Raw genomic sequence first — 14891 nt, 5'->3', positions numbered from 1 at the left:
TAGATCATTTCGTAGCGATCCATCCACCTACATGCAAGGATCTGAATTTTTGAGAACTCACTGAAAATCCGGCTTCTTGCAAAAGTTCTGCGTACCTGGCAGCTGGAATTCTGTGGAGTTCAAATACTCTTTTCAAATAGATTTGTACTGCTTCTTCTTCCCAACTTTGGAAATTGATTAAGTAGGATTTTATATTTTGAAATAAGATCTCTCTTCCATTTGGTTCAGGATCGAATAGATCGAATAAGATTAAACTTCCGCCTTTTTTCAATCTGGAATAAATCTCTTTCAGGATAGAAAGTTTATCTCCAGTATCCGGAAGGAAATGTAAAACAAAGAGTAAAGTAGCAGAATCATATTCCTCGGTAGAAGGAAGTTCGCCCACGGTTCCGCAAATGAGTTTAAGTTCAGGAAATTTTTTCTGAGCCTGTTCGATCATTTCTGGAGAAGGATCTAAGCCAGTAATTGAAAACCGATCCGGAGCAATTTTTAATAATTTGGCAAAGTCTGCTCCAGTTCCACAACCTACAGATAAGATCTTTCCTTTTTCAGGAGTGTTTTCTAAAAGATAGATCGCTACCAATTCCATGATCCCTGAATAGAATGGGATCATCTTTCCAATTCTTCTCTCGTATACTTGTGCTCTTTCACCTTCGAACTTTTCTACGTGGGTCATTTAATTTCCTATTTGGACTTTTTGGAGAAGAACATCATATGTAGAACCATCTTCTGGATACATTGCAACACCCAAGGATACAGTAATATTCACTTCTCCCCAAGAGCCGTTAGAGCTAGATTCTGAAAATAATCTTTTGATCTTCTCCGCTCTTTCCAAAACTATATTCTTATGCGCTCCTGGAAGAAGAAGTAAGAATTTTTCGCCTCCGATCCTGGATGAGATATCGCTCCTTCTGGAATTTTCCAAAAGTATCCTTCCCATTTCTTTTAGAAGAAGGTCTCCTCTGTTATTTCCGAATATTTCGTTAATCTCTGTTAATCCGTCTATATGTAAATAAACCACACCTATAGTGGTTTTGGTCCTTTCCGCTCTATAAAGTTCTGCTTGGAAAGACTCGATTGTATATTCTCTATTGAAAAGACCTGTGAGTTTATCACGAATTTCTAATTCCTTAATTTTGTTTTCCCTTCTTCTGAAAAGGGATTCGTATCTTTTGGCCTTTGCTTCTGTAAAAGATCTTTCTGTGATATCTCTGAAGTAGAATGCTTTTGCTGGTTCCTTTTCTTCCACTAAGATCGGAATTGCCCTGCAAATAAATCTTCTTTTACCTGAGGAAAGATGCAGCGTTAGATAAGAATGTTCTTTGGAATCTGCATTTGATAGTTTAGGATACCAAGAAGAATGTTTTAGATCATTCTTTTCAGGTGCGAGTCCAAGCTCTTTTGCCTGAACATTTGAATCCAAAAGTTTTCCCTTATTGTCAGAGATGAGTATTGCTTCTTCCTGGTTTTCCAGAAAGTTTGGGTTTCGGATCCAATAGTTTTTAGGAGAAGAAGACATGAGATTTTATTCGAAAAATTATCTTTGATCTGACGGGAAAATCAATCTTCTTCTGACTTTCGATCTATAAGAAGTGTTTATTCGTAAATTTTCAGGATTTCTTTGGCCTTATGTCGAATTGCTTCCTGTAATTCCAATGGTTCCAAAACAAAAACAGAATCGCAATATTGAAGCATACTTCCTAATGCCCATTCTTTAGTTTCCATATCGATTACCATTTCAGTAAAACCTTTTGCCATAGGTTTTTGGCTCAGGCATTTCATATAAGGAATACTTTTGATATGTTCTGCGGTGGCGTCTGTGACCTTAACTTTGATTAAATATTTAGGGACTCTTGATTTGAATTCTTTGATCCATTCTTCCCAATATTTGCTTAGATCAAATTTTTTAGGTCTTTCAAATCTTTCTGCAGTTATTGAAGCTTCTTTAATACGAGAGATACGGTAGACTCTCATTTCTTTTCCACGTTTTGCTACAACATACCAGATCGTATCTTTTGCGACAAGTCCGTAAGGTTCTATGATCCTTGGTTCAGGTTTTCCACCTTCTTTCTCGTAAATGATCTTTACTTTTTTTTCCTCCCAAACTGCATCTTGTAGTATTGGAAGAAGTGGAAGTTCTCTGATTGCACGACCCCAACCAAGGCCGTCTATATGAATTCTTTGCCTGGCAGTTTCTGCATCCTTTCTATATGCAGGAGGAAGAGAGGCCATGAGTTTGACAAATGCGGAATCGAAATCCTTCTTCTTTCCTAAATCTTCTAAGACGCGAGAAGAATGAACTAATAAGAGTGAGATGACTTCTTCTTTTTTAAAACCAGTAAGGTTTGTCCTATAACCCTCGCTTAAACTCCAACCTCCGCCTATTCCTCTTTCTGCATAGATTGGAATTCCCGCAGCAGAAAGGGCTTCCATATCCCTATGAACAGTTCGTTCCGAAATTTCTAATTTTTTGGAAAGTTCCTTAGCGGTGGTCCTTCCTTTTGCCTGTAAATGTAGGAGAATATTTAGAAGCCTATCAGCTCTCATAAATTTAGTATAAACTTCTAAATATGACAGAACTTGTCATGTATATTCTGGTATGCTTGTTTTTATGATTACTTTAGCAACTTCCGTTTTTGGCATTGTTCTTTGTAAAGGTGAAATTATTAAAACCTCTGTCCATGGCCCTACTGGTAAAATTTCCTATAAAGACGAAGGATTCGGCGGAATGCCTGTGGTATTCATCCATTCTTTCGGGGGAAATGTTTCTCATTGGGAAGAGATTAAGGAATCTCTGATTCCAAACAGAAGAGTGGTCAGAATTGAACTCAGGGGTCATGGGGATTCTGAATTTCCAAAAGATGGAGATTATAGGATCTCTTCTATGGCCCAGGATTTGGCAACAGTTGTAAATCTTCTCGGGCTTCAAAGATTCGTGCTCGTGGGTCATAGTATGGGAGGAAGTGTAGCTTTACAATATGCAGGAGAAAATCCAAGTAGAGTAGCTGGACTTGTTCTCGTGGATTCAAATGGTGATCCAAAAAAATTACCTGAAGCAGTTCGTACCCAAATCAAGGATGCATTATATTCGGATGCGTATGTGCAAACTACTGAAGACTATTGGGAACAATTATTGGCGAATTCTAAACCCGATATAAAAGAAAGACTGATAGGGGAATTGACCAGAACTCCTAAAGATACAGTGCTCAAGATCACTTCTGAACTATTGGATTATGATCCGAATCATTCTTTAAAAAGATATGTGGGCCCAAAACTTGCGATAGTCACTCCTGAAAACGATGATCAATTTGCATTACATAGACTTCATTTAGGATTTCCTCATGCTGTGGTTGCAAATGCAGGACATTGGTTGCAATTGGACCAACCGGAAGAATTCCGTAATATTCTGGAAACCTTCTTACAAAAATTCTAACATAAAACTCCCGGATGCTTGTCCGGGAGACCTCTAATATATTTTCATCGAACGAGAGTTATAGATTCTCACTGGAAAAATTTTTCAAAAATCCCTCAGAATTTTTAAATTTCTGATTTAATTGATTTCGAAATTTTATTAGTATTGCTCCCGCTTTCCGTAGAAGGCCGGGAAATTCATCTTCCGGTCCGAGGAAAACGAGGACGTTCTTCGTCCAATTTCAAATCGATATCATATGAAATTTCTCAAAGTTTTTCCACTCGTATTAATTCTGTCCCTAACGTTATTCTCCTGTCGAAGCAAAACTTCCCCTAAAATTTCTCCCCTTGCAGAAAATGGGGTTTTGGATCTGAGAGATTGGAACTTTGCAGAAGATGGGATCGTAAAATTGGATGGAGAGTGGAAATTCCAATGGATGAAACTTGCAGTGTCCAGGCCGGATCTTGGATCTAAGGATGTTCAGACTCATATCGTGAATATTCCTGGTAACTGGAATCAAATTCCAAAGTTAGAAGGTATGAATCCTTTAATGGCTTTCGGATATGGGACTTATACTTTAAAAATTATTCCGGGCCAAAACCAAGGAAGGCTAATGATGCATTTCCAAGGTGCCGGAACTGCAGCTTCTATCTATTTAGATGGGAAGAAGATCATGGGAAATGGAGTAGTGGGCCCGGATGCAAACTCATCTCGTCCACAGTATCTTCCACTTTATGTTTCGATCGGACAACCTAACAAAGAAATATTACTCCAAGTAGAGATCTCTAATTTTGATCATTATAAGGGAGGGCTTTGGGAATCTCTTAGAATGGGAACAGAAGCGGACCTTCTGAACTTCAGAGACAATAACTCTTTCAGTGAGATGTTCTTGTTCGGAAGTATCATCATCATGGCGTTATACCATTTCGGTTTGTATTCTTTAAGAAGAAGGGACATGACCGGATTGTTTTTCGGGGCATTCTGCGCGAGCATCTGTCTTAGGATTTTCGTAACAGGAGAAAGGTTCCTGATCCTAAAATTTCCTCATCTACCTTGGGAATTTTTTAATAAGCTGGAATATATTTCCTTCTACTTGGCTGTTCCATTCTTTGTTTATTATCTGGATGCATTATATCCTCACTCATTCTCCGCTAAATTAAGAAAATTTTTCATAGGATTTAACTTAATCGTATCAGCGATAGTGGTTGTCACTCCTGCAAGTATTTATACTCATACTTTGATCCCTTTCCAAGTATGTTTAATTTTCGTAATATTATGGATCTTCTTTGTGTTGGTACGTTTGGTCAAAACAAGAGCAGAAGGATCTTTAATGGCCCTCGGAGGAGTAATCGCATTAACTGCTGCAGCTATCAATGATAGTCTATACTCTCAAGCAGTAATAAATACAGGATATTATCTTCCTTTAGGATTATTCGTTTTCATATTCGTGCAGTCTTATTTGCTCTCCTTCCGCTTTTCCCAGGCTTTCTTGTACATAGAACGTTTATCTGATAACTTATTAGAAGTGAACAAGGCTTATAGTAGATTTGTTCCTTTGGCATTTTTGAAATTTTTGAATAAGAGTGATATTACTGAGATAGGTTTGGGAGATCAGGTACAAAGAGAGATGACCATCCTATTTTCGGACATCAGATCCTTTACCCAACTTTCTGAGAAGATGACTCCTAAGGACAATTTCGATTTCTTAAATTCTTATATGAGAAAGATGGGGCCGATTATCCGCAAACACGGTGGGTTCATTGATAAGTATTTAGGCGATGGAATTATGGCTCTCTTCCCAAGTTTGCCTGACCAAGCTTTGGATGCTGCTATGGAAATGCTCCGAGAGCTTGAAAGTCTAAACCAATCCAGGGCGGATCGACATTATGAACCGATCCAAATTGGTATAGGACTTCATACAGGAACATTGATGCTTGGAACAATTGGGGAAGAAGAAAGAATGGATGGGACAGTGATCTCTGACGCAGTCAATCTTGCTTCTCGTATTGAGGGATTGACCAAGGAATTTCATGCGAACCTTCTACTTAGCGAAAGCACATACCGCAAGTTGAAGAATCGCAGGAAATACTCCTTCAAAAAATTAGGCAAAGTAAAAGTGAAAGGAAAATCCAAGTCCAGCGAAGTATACGAGGTCTTGGGTTAGTCTTATTTTTTAGGGAACTTCTGTTTATAAAAATCTAATGCTCTGAGGATTAGCTCTTTTGCTACCTCGGGGCCTTCTGGCTCTTCTACTCGAACTTCTTTCTTTTCTAATTGTTTATAAACGGAGAAAAAGTGGGTCAGCTCAGCTCTAAATGAATTGGGAAGTTGAGAGACATGTTCTATTCCATCAAAACTTCTGTCACCCGAGGCTACAGCCAGGATCTTTTCGTCACCTTCTCCTCTATCTATCATCCTCATTACCCCTACAACTCTGGCAGGCACCAAACAAAGTGGAGGAACTTCTTCCGAACAAAGCACTAAGATATCCAAAGGATCCTTATCATCTCCCAAAGTTTGGGGAATAAAACCGTAATGAGCAGGATAGTGAGCGGAAGCAAAAAGCACCCGATCTAATTTGATGAGCCCTGAGTCCTTATCTACTTCGAACTTGGCCTTACTTCCGGAGGGAATTTCCACAAGTGCATGAACTTCGTGAGGAGGATTGGGGCCTGGGCTGGCCTCGTGCCAAGGATGTTGTATCATGGGCCATATTTTGGGCTGAAGCCGGGTCCAAGCAAGGAGTTTCGCAGGCTAGGGTAGAAGGTGAAAATCTTGCTGCGGGGTATGAAAATATGTTGACCGGTCTATTTTTAAATGCTCTATAGGATTTATGGGTCAGAAGGGAGAAATCGCTAAGGAAAAGATGGTCCGTGCCATGGCGGAACGTCTGGAAATCGGGGGATACGCGGGAACTGGATTAAACGATATCGTAGAAGACGCAAAGGCCCCGAAAGGATCTATCTATTTCCATTTTCCTGGTGGAAAGGAAGAATTGGCTTCCTTAGCTCTCTTAGTATCAGGCAATGAATTGGCCAAGGAATTGAAGGCGGGTTTGGATTCCGCTAAATCTGTTCCAGCCGGGATCCAAAGGATATTTTCTGTTTTGGAATACAGACTTGTATCTTCCGGTTTTTCCAAAGGTTGCCCGATCATGACCACAGCTTCCGAGACCGCCTCGGAACCTTCTTTAGTGAACTCTACTTGCGCTGCGGTTTTCCAAGATTGGATCTCCATATTGGATTCGTTTTTCCGGAAGAACGGATTCGAGGAAAACAAATCTTCAGAACTCGCAGTAGGCATTCTTTCCCTATTGGAAGGAGCCATTCTGATTTCCAGGACAAGCCGAAATACAAACGCAATACGATCCGCTTCTAAAACAGCAAAACTTCTCGTTTCGGAGAAATAATTATGAAACTTAAAATAATATTTTTGGCGATACTCGCCGTTCTACTTTTAGTATTTTGTACTGCATTAGGAATTCCTAAATTAGCAGTTTCAGAAGTCCCTGAGTTGGGAAAATTATCCAAGGATCCAAGATTAGAAAATCCTTCCGGATTGACCAAACTTAAGTTTACGATCTTTAAAACAGGGGAGAAGAAGGCATCCTCCGCATTCATATTTGAAGGCGGACCTTTATTCCACAGAAAACAGATCTATCATAGTGTTGTTTTTGTGGAACATCCCAAAGGGACTTTCTTATTCGATTCAGGTCTCGGGACCCAAATCAAAGAACAATATAAAGACCATAGATTTTATGTAAAACCTATGGTTACTTACGAAAATCCCAATCCTTTGATCTCTCAGCTAAAAGCAAACGGGATTGATTCGGAGAAGATCGGAGACATCGTTCTTTCTCATTTGCATTGGGACCATGCAGGCGGTGTAGAAGATTTTCCTAAAGCAAGGATTTGGTCCACGGAAGCAGGTAAAAAACATCTGCAAGAATTCGGAGTGGAGAAGGGTTATTTACCAAAACAATTAGATTCAGAAAACATAATATGGAAGGATCTGAGTTTTTCTTCCAAACCTTATGAAAATTATTCAAAAAGTCTGGATTGGTTCGGAGACGGTTCCGTGGTATTTGTTCCTATGGAAGGACATACCGCAGGAGATGTCGGGATGTTCTTAAATTTACCTTCCGGAAAAAGATTCTTTTTTACGGGAGATATTACCTGGGCAAGAGAAGGTTTCGAAATTCCTTCTCATAGGACCAGATTACTTAGATCCATTGTGGATAGAGACCAGGAACTTGTCGGAAAGGAAATATACAGAGTACATTCACTTTTAAAAGTTTATCCGAACTTAGAAGTAGTTCCTGCTCATGACGGAGAAGTGATAGATCGTTTGGGATTATATCCTAAATGGATTGAATAGATTTTATATATCTCGTCTATGTTTTAGTGCAGGAATTTTTTTACGAACTTTCTGCACTTCTTCTAGATCTATCTCTGTTAAAAGGATTTTTTCTCCTTCTCCTGCGTCTCCTAGAATGTTTCCCCAAGGATCTACTACTAAAGAATGTCCGTAAGTTTCTCTCCCTTTTAAATGAACTCCAGTTTGGGCCGGTGCAAATATAAAACACTGGTTTTCGATCGCTCTTGCTCTTAGCAAAACTTCCCAATGCGCCTGCCCAGTGATTTTGGTAAAGGCAGAAGGAACAAAGATCATTTCCGCATCCTTCTTCATAATTTCGCGAAACAATTCAGGAAAACGCAGATCATAACAAATTACTGAGGAAATATTTCCAAGTCCCGGACTTTTGTAAGTTTCAGGAACCGTTCCGCCGGATTCTACAGTTCTTGATTCTCTATATTCGACCCCGTCTCCAGGATCAGTGTCGAATAAATGGATTTTATGATATTCGAATTTTTCTTTTCCATCGGGTCCAAAGATAATCGAAGTATTAAAAACTTTTCCATTCGGCGCAGGATTCGGAAATCCACCAGCAAGAATAGTTATATTCAGTTTTTGTGAAATACTTGAGAGAAGATTTATCGTTTTAGTTTTGATCTCTTCTGCTTTTTCTAACTTCTCTTTTTCAGATCCTAAAAAAGGAAAATTTTCAGGAAGCCCAACAAGTTTTGCACCTTCGGAAGCGGCCTCACGAATGAAGTTCTCACATTTTTGCAGATTTAAATCTACGTCGGTTCCGCTATTTAATTGGATCAGCCCTAAGAGAAAACGGTGCATAGACTCAGTATTCCAGATCCTTAGCCAAAATGCAAAATGATATTCTTTACATTCTGCTTGTCTAAGCCCCTTCCTGGGAAAATTTAGGAGAAGTATGGCATTCGCCCTGAAAGAATTCAAATCTATCCAAAACTTCTACTCCGGAAAAAAACATAAGGAGAATGTTTGGGCCCTCGTATATCTTCTGCTCAGATATTTAAGCAGCGGAGAAGGGGCCATCCAAGCAGTCCAAACTTCCTGGTTACAAGGCCTTTCCGAGAATTTGTCGGAAGACGACAAAAAAGAAGCTTCCGAAAAAGTTTTGGAACTTGCGGACCTTCTCCTGGAAGCGTTACGCTCTTGGAGAGATTTAGCGGATGAAGAAGGTTCAGAATCCGTAATGGAAGATGTGTTGGAGCTCGGACAATCTGTTTTGATCGAGACCAAAGAAATGGGAGAATTTTCGGAACTGGTCCGAGAGGAATCCTTGGATATTATTTCAGATTTATGCTTAGTATGCGGAGTAGAGATCCCAAAAGCAGGTTATAAAAAAATAGATCTTTCTGCCTTCGATGATTCTGATATCGCGGAAGAAGTAGAAGAATGGATCATTGCACTTTCTTCTTTCGAAAAGGCAGAAGAAGCTTCCGACTTGGAAGATGGATTTTTAGTCCTTTTTGTGAAGGTGTTTTTGTTTTATATTTTCTTTAAGTAGAAGGTTCTAAAGGAAGTTGAAATTTTCCTTCTAATATTCCTTGGACGGTTAGGTCTTCGTCTATATTGTCCCAACGAAGAGCATGTCCTTTTAACTCCAATTTTACTTCTTGGAGTTGCGAGTCGGAGGCAGCTTTTAGTAGTTTGAATCTGTCGGCGGGAAAGCCTAAAATTCTACCGTCGCTCAATTCCAAATAGATCATACGATTTTCTACCCAGACTTTGATCGCAGGCACATTTGTTATTAGATTATTGCCAGCCGTGGAACTCATGATAAGCCTCTAAAAATCGCTCTCTATATTCGGAAACAAGTCGTTCGATTTCTCGAACTTCTAAAGATTCGTAAAAATATCTTTCACAGCAGTCACGACATCTTCGATATCACTGTCAGTCATTCCTGCGAATAGAGGAAGAGAAAGAGTTCTCTTATACATTGCATCTGCGTTCGGATAATCTTTTCTTTCGAATCCGAATCTTTGGTAGAAAGGATGTTCATATAAAGGAATAAAATGAAGACTGGAGCCTATATTTCGTTTTTGTAATTCAGAACATAGGATATCTCTATTGATCTTTCCCGGAACTGTATCCACTTCTACTCTGAATAAATGCCAAGAATGTTCTCCGTCGATTGCAGGAAGAGGAAGATGTAAAAAAGGCAGATCTGCAAATTCGGAGCGGTAGATTTCAGCGATTTCGATCCTTCTTCTCCAAAGATCCTCTGCTTCTGCAAGTTGCACGATTCCGAGCGCTGCAGCAATATCACTCATATTATATTTATAACCTGGAGAAACTACTTCATAATACCAGCCTGGACGTCCGTAAGTTTCTCTATTGATCCCATGAAGTCTCATCAGTTTCATTCTTTCCGCAAAATGAGCATGACGAGTGGTGACCATTCCACCTTCTCCGGTAGTGATCCCTTTAGTAGCATAAAAACTGAATACGGTAAAATCACCGTGAGTTCCGATCCTTTCTCCCTTATGAACTGCGGGGAAGGCATGTGCGGAATCTTCAATTACATAAAGATGATATTCTTTTGCGAGCGAATTGATCGCATCCATATCACAAACAGCACCAGCAAGATGAACAGGCATCACTGCACGTACTGTTTTTCCTGTTTTTTTATGAACCAGATTCCCTTTAGAAAATACACATTCTTTTTCGATGGTTTCCTTTAAGGTAGCTTCAGTCATCAGGTTGAAGATAGGATCAACATCAGTGAGGATTGGCTCTGCACCAAAATAACAAACTGTTTCTGCGGTCGCAGTAAATGTTACTGCAGGGACAAGGACTGCGTCTTCTGAACAAAGTCCGATGGATTCCAAAGCAAGATGAAGTCCTGCCGTCGCGGAATTCATGGCCAGGGCAAATTCTGCTCCTGTGTATTTCGCAAATTCTTCTTCGAATTCTTTTACTTTTGGTCCTGAGGTGATCCAGCCGGAGCGCAGTACCGCCGCCACTTCTTCGATTGCTTTTTCGGAAATCGAGGGGAGTGCGAAAGGTAAAAACGTTTTTCTTGCTGTGATCATGAGACAAAATCCTCCGGCGCTTCTTTTAGGATCGGAAGATTTCCAGAAAAGATAAGGGGAAAACCTTCAGAATCTTTTTCCGAATTGAAATCCGACGGGGTTTTACTTACCCTGCTTCCGTGGGCGTGACCTTCTCAGAAATTTTGGAAAGAATCCGGATCTTAGACCGGGATGTCTCCGAATTAAACCGTCTGAAGAGCAGACTACCAGCAGACCGGCCTTATTCTTCTTCCCTTCAGATTTCTTTCGACAAGCAGATCAATAATCTACTGAACGAAAGGATTAAACTTTTGGATCTGGAAATTTCAGATCCTCCTCGTTGGCTTTTAGGTGACTCCGACGCTTATGATTCTGGGCAAAGAACTGCTTCCGCATTTTTGGAACCTGCGGATCTTTCTTCCAAAAAGTTACAAGACCAGGATGTTATCAATTTAATCAGAGAATTGCCTAAGACGGAGATCCATCTTCATTTAGAAGCCTGCGTCAATAAGGACACCATGAAAAAACTCATGGTTAAAAATGGGATCCAACTCAGCGATGAAGAGTTCGAAGCTAAGTTTAATTTTAAAGACCTAAACGGTTTTATCCAAGTATTCTTCTTTATCCAAAGTTTAGTGAAAGAACCTGCTGACCTTTATTATTTTGTGGGAAGTCTCGCAGAATATATGAGGGCAAACAGGATCCTTTACACCGAAGTATTCTTCGCTCCTTCTAAGTTTATCCAAAATGGTTTGGACTTCGACGAAATGGTAAGCCAACTTGTGGAAGGTATTCGAGAGGAGAAGGAGAAGGACGGCATCGAGATCCGACTTCTTGTAGACGTTTCTAGATCTTTCGGTCCTGAGAATGCGATGAATAACTTAAATAGAGTTCTTAAACTCAAACATAAGGAAGTCATCGGGATCGGTTTGGGTGGAGCTGAGCTTATGGGGCCTGCTCGAGATTACGCAGAAGTATTCAAAAAAGCTAAAGAAGCAGGACTCAGAACAGTTGCTCACTCTGGGGAAGACGACGGTCCTTGGGCAATTTGGGAAGCTGTCGAACTTTGTAAGGCGGAACGTATCGGTCACGGAACTTCTGCCATCCAAGATCCGGAACTCGTAAATTATCTGAGAGAAAACAAGATCCCTATAGAGATTTGTGTTACGTCTAACGTGTTTACTGGGAAATATGTTCGTAAAGAACAAAATCACCCAGTTCGCTATTATTATGACCAAGGTCTTCCGCTTTGTATCAATACGGATGACCCAGAAATATTCAACGTTAACTTGACGTACGAATATTTTAAACTTTGGAGATTTTTGGACTTCTCCTTGGATGAGATCGTAGATTTGATCCGACAAGGTGTATATGCTACTTTCCATCCTCAAAAAGAAACACTTTGGAAGGATATGGAAGTTCAGATCAAAAAAGTAAAAGAGAAATACGGCCTCTTAGAAACCAGCGTAAAATAGATTTCTTTCTTGCAATCAGTGCCCTGCTTCGTTTAGAATTCCCTTCCGGAGTTTAAGATGAAACTGAAAATTTTCTTAGGTGTTATTCTTGCCTTAATCGTTTCAGGCGTTAGCTATTTTTATTATTTGGGTGCATTCGATACAGTTTTTGTGAAAGAAGAAACATTAGGACCATTCTATGTTCTATCTCATGATAGAGTAGGGAATTATAGAAATGTAGGAGAAACTTTCGAGGCTATCCAAAAAGAATTCCCGGAGAAAGGAATTACGAATTATAAACTGTTCGGGATCTATAAAGATAATCCAAATACAGTTCCTGAGGAAAAATTAAGATGTGAAGTAGGCGCTTTGTTTTCCGAGCCTATTACTGAAATTCCTTCTGGATTTTCTCTTCCATTAAAATACAAAGTTATCGAAAAGAAAAAATACCTAACTGCAGACTTCCCGTTGAAAAGTTTTGTTTCTATCTTTCTCGGGATTTTCAAAGTTTATCCGGAACTTATGAAGGCTTGTATAGAAAAAGGTTGTGATATGAATGGAAAAGCTTCCATGGAAATTTACGAGCCGATCGTAGAGAAAAATACGAAATATCTATTTTCTTTGGATAAATAAGTATTTCCAGCATCTTAAAATTCCGGCAAATAGTCGCCTATGAGCGTTTTCAAAACCTTATTCGAATATTGCCGGATCCCAGAAAGGATCTGGAAAAGATTATTATCGATCGGAGTAGAAGATGCGCCTGGAGCCAGATACATAGTCGCTAGCAATGCTGTAGTGTTGATCACCGCAATATTTACATTAGTTTATTATATTGTATTCACTGCGTTTGGATTAACATTTCCAATCTGGCTATATCTACTTTGGACAGTAAACGTATTCGGATACGCATTCGTTCTATTCTTTAATTTTATACGTTCTCATAAGACAGCGAGATTATTACTGGCGGCTGTAGGAACAATGCAACTCTTGATGATCTCCAGGATCTTACCTCAAGAGGCTGGATTGGATCTATACATTATAGCAAGTTTTGCATTTCCTTTTTATATATTTCCTCCGGAAGAAAAGAAATATATTTATATGATGGAAGCAGCACTTGCACTTTTGTTTGTCGCCGTTCATATCATACCTTATTTTTTCGATCCAATCCTTAGCTTAGAACCAAAATACAGAAGTTACTTTTATTTTACTAGTTTGATCTTGGTTGTTGCATGGTTTTCATTCATCGGCAAAGAATTAGCACAGGCAGCTTGGGATGCAGATCGTTCTCTCAAGGAAGAAAAAGCAAAAACAGAGTTACTTTTACTGAATATACTTCCGAGAGAAACAGCAGAAGAGCTCAAAAAAACAGGAAGTTCCGAACCAAGGCTGATCACCCAGGCCACAGTTCTATTTACTGATTTTTACGGGTTCACATCTATTGCAGAAAAACTTACACCAAACGATCTTGTAAAAGAATTAGATTTTTGTTTTAGGCATTTCGACTCAGTCACTGAAACACATAGATTAGAAAAATTGAAAACGATCGGAGACGCATATATGTGCGTGGCCGGAGTTCCTTCTTACAGATCTTCACATGCTGTGGACAGCTTACTCGCCGCATTAGAAATGCTCGAACGTCTAGAAGAATTATCCAAATTAAAAAAAGGCCCCAACTGGAAGGCAAGGATCGGAATCCACTCTGGCCCTTTGGTCGCCGGAGTGATCGGCGCACGAAAATTTTCCTACGACGTCTGGGGAGACACAGTCAATCTAGCAAGCCGAATGGAATCGAATAGCGAACCCGGCAAAGTAAATGTGACCCAATCCATTGTAGACTTAACCGAGGAATATTTTCAGTTCAAGTCCCGCGGAAAACTTCCAGTGAAGAACAAACAAAGAACTGCGATGTATTTTCTATTAGGTTTAAAACCGGAATTCAGAGATCGAAAAAATCCTCGGAACCCGAACGGAAAATTCTGGGAAGAATACGGCAAACAATTCGGAAGAAGAGAGCCAATCATTTCGTTTTAAGAATGATTTGGCCGCGTCCTGCGGACCGGGCTCTCACCTCGGGTCAAAAAAACGCATTCGCAATTTTTTGACCCCGGCTCGATCCTATCGAACGACCCATAGGGAGTGAAGATAGCCGCTGCGCGAGCAGAGTGAAGCGCAAGGTCTCCGAACGATCCGCGGGTTGTAAGAACTAAGATCTTCACTTAAGCTTTCTCAGCTTCTAACTTTCTCCAAGTAATATAAGAAACAGCAACCAAAGCCAAGAAAATAAATGGGGTCGGGTAGTTTGGATCTTTTGCTAAAAGATGAGAAAGTCCAGCACCTAATACGTTGAAGGTGACTCCTGCATATGCCCATTCTTTTAGTCTTGGGAATTTAGGGTAAAGAAGCGCAAGTGCGCTTAAACCTTTCGCAGGTCCTAAAATTAAAGCTAGATATCCAGGATACCCTAGGTGGGCGAGCCCCTCTAACACTTGTGGGCTTTGGGTTGTATACGCATAAGCTCCAAATAAATTTCCAACAGCGATAAGGCCTGTGGTCGCCCAATATAAAACTTTAATAACTGTCTTGTTCATATAGATCCTCTGGTTTCGAGATTCGATATAGTTATTAATTCAT

At 39.9% G+C, this 14891-nt stretch carries 16 protein-coding genes; 8 read left to right on the top strand and 8 right to left on the bottom strand.

From position 1 onward, the window contains the following. Window positions 1-4: 4 nt before the first annotated feature. From EHQ52_RS05035 to EHQ52_RS05025, 3 genes are all read right to left on the bottom strand, one after another. On the bottom strand, window positions 5-676 hold the full coding sequence (locus EHQ52_RS05035) for a class I SAM-dependent methyltransferase (protein ID WP_135614171.1): 672 nt from the start codon (window positions 674-676) through the stop codon (window positions 5-7). Then, a complete protein-coding gene (locus tag EHQ52_RS05030; protein WP_135614170.1) occupies window positions 677-1519 on the bottom strand; it encodes a GGDEF domain-containing protein in 843 nt (280 codons plus the stop codon). Between the two features lie 77 nt (window positions 1520-1596). After that, window positions 1597-2547, bottom strand: coding sequence for a helix-turn-helix transcriptional regulator (locus tag EHQ52_RS05025; protein WP_135614169.1), 951 nt, complete (start codon window positions 2545-2547; stop codon window positions 1597-1599). Window positions 2548-2611: 64 nt separating this feature from the next. Here EHQ52_RS05025 and EHQ52_RS05020 point away from each other — a divergent pair, with 64 nt between their 5' ends. Further along, a complete protein-coding gene (locus EHQ52_RS05020) occupies window positions 2612-3433 on the top strand; it encodes an alpha/beta fold hydrolase (RefSeq protein WP_135614168.1) in 822 nt (273 codons plus the stop codon). A 235-nt stretch (window positions 3434-3668) separates the two neighbouring features. After that, window positions 3669-5576 carry an adenylate/guanylate cyclase domain-containing protein gene (locus EHQ52_RS05015; protein WP_135614167.1) on the top strand — a complete coding sequence of 636 codons (1908 nt, stop codon included), beginning with the start codon at window positions 3669-3671 and terminating at the stop codon, window positions 5574-5576. A 2-nt stretch (window positions 5577-5578) separates the two neighbouring features. On the opposite strand, the gene EHQ52_RS05010 is transcribed toward EHQ52_RS05015, so the two are convergent. Further along, window positions 5579-6115, bottom strand: coding sequence for an inorganic diphosphatase (locus EHQ52_RS05010; RefSeq protein WP_024864077.1), 537 nt, complete (start codon window positions 6113-6115; stop codon window positions 5579-5581). A gap of 130 nt (window positions 6116-6245) precedes the next feature. Between EHQ52_RS05010 and EHQ52_RS05005 the strand changes: the two genes are divergently transcribed. Next, a complete protein-coding gene (locus tag EHQ52_RS05005; RefSeq protein WP_135614166.1) occupies window positions 6246-6821 on the top strand; it encodes a TetR/AcrR family transcriptional regulator in 576 nt (191 codons plus the stop codon). 2 nt (window positions 6822-6823) lie between these two features. Beyond that, window positions 6824-7789, top strand: coding sequence for an MBL fold metallo-hydrolase (locus EHQ52_RS05000; protein ID WP_135614165.1), 966 nt, complete (start codon window positions 6824-6826; stop codon window positions 7787-7789). Between the two features lie 3 nt (window positions 7790-7792). On the opposite strand, the gene EHQ52_RS04995 is transcribed toward EHQ52_RS05000, so the two are convergent. After that, window positions 7793-8605: a carbon-nitrogen hydrolase family protein gene (locus EHQ52_RS04995; protein ID WP_135614164.1), complete on the bottom strand. Its 813-nt coding sequence runs from the start codon at window positions 8603-8605 to the stop codon at window positions 7793-7795. A 94-nt stretch (window positions 8606-8699) separates the two neighbouring features. On the opposite strand from EHQ52_RS04995, the gene EHQ52_RS04990 reads away from it, so the two are divergent. After that, window positions 8700-9299 carry a hypothetical protein gene (locus EHQ52_RS04990; protein ID WP_135614163.1) on the top strand — a complete coding sequence of 200 codons (600 nt, stop codon included), beginning with the start codon at window positions 8700-8702 and terminating at the stop codon, window positions 9297-9299. On the opposite strand, the gene EHQ52_RS04985 is transcribed toward EHQ52_RS04990, so the two are convergent. Beyond that, window positions 9292-9570 carry a DUF2442 domain-containing protein gene (locus EHQ52_RS04985; RefSeq protein ID WP_135614162.1) on the bottom strand — a complete coding sequence of 93 codons (279 nt, stop codon included), beginning with the start codon at window positions 9568-9570 and terminating at the stop codon, window positions 9292-9294. The genes EHQ52_RS04990 and EHQ52_RS04985 overlap by 8 nt on opposite strands. A gap of 60 nt (window positions 9571-9630) precedes the next feature. Then, window positions 9631-10827 carry a DegT/DnrJ/EryC1/StrS family aminotransferase gene (locus EHQ52_RS04980; RefSeq protein WP_135614161.1) on the bottom strand — a complete coding sequence of 399 codons (1197 nt, stop codon included), beginning with the start codon at window positions 10825-10827 and terminating at the stop codon, window positions 9631-9633. A 119-nt stretch (window positions 10828-10946) separates the two neighbouring features. Here EHQ52_RS04980 and add point away from each other — a divergent pair, with 119 nt between their 5' ends. The 3 genes from add to EHQ52_RS04965 all read left to right on the top strand — a co-directional run bounded on the left by add (window position 10947) and on the right by EHQ52_RS04965 (window position 14291). Then, window positions 10947-12281 (top strand): adenosine deaminase, encoded by a 1335-nt coding sequence (add, locus tag EHQ52_RS04975; protein ID WP_135614160.1) that lies wholly within the window; start codon window positions 10947-10949, stop codon window positions 12279-12281. 63 nt (window positions 12282-12344) lie between these two features. Then, on the top strand, window positions 12345-12893 hold the full coding sequence (locus EHQ52_RS04970) for a GyrI-like domain-containing protein (protein ID WP_167492207.1): 549 nt from the start codon (window positions 12345-12347) through the stop codon (window positions 12891-12893). A 39-nt stretch (window positions 12894-12932) separates the two neighbouring features. After that, window positions 12933-14291: an adenylate/guanylate cyclase domain-containing protein gene (locus EHQ52_RS04965; protein WP_135614158.1), complete on the top strand. Its 1359-nt coding sequence runs from the start codon at window positions 12933-12935 to the stop codon at window positions 14289-14291. 185 nt (window positions 14292-14476) lie between these two features. Here the strand turns inward: EHQ52_RS04965 and EHQ52_RS04960 are convergent, their stop codons facing one another. Then, entirely contained in the window at window positions 14477-14848 is a 372-nt protein-coding gene (locus tag EHQ52_RS04960) for a DoxX family protein (protein ID WP_135614157.1), read from the bottom strand. Window positions 14849-14891: the final 43 nt, after the last annotated feature.

Origin of the sequence: Leptospira koniambonensis, from assembly GCF_004769555.1 — a bacterium.
Lineage (GTDB): Bacteria > Spirochaetota > Leptospiria > Leptospirales > Leptospiraceae > Leptospira_B > Leptospira_B koniambonensis.
The sequence above is the reverse complement of the archived record's forward strand: the minus strand, read 5'-3'. Positions and strand labels throughout refer to the sequence as shown.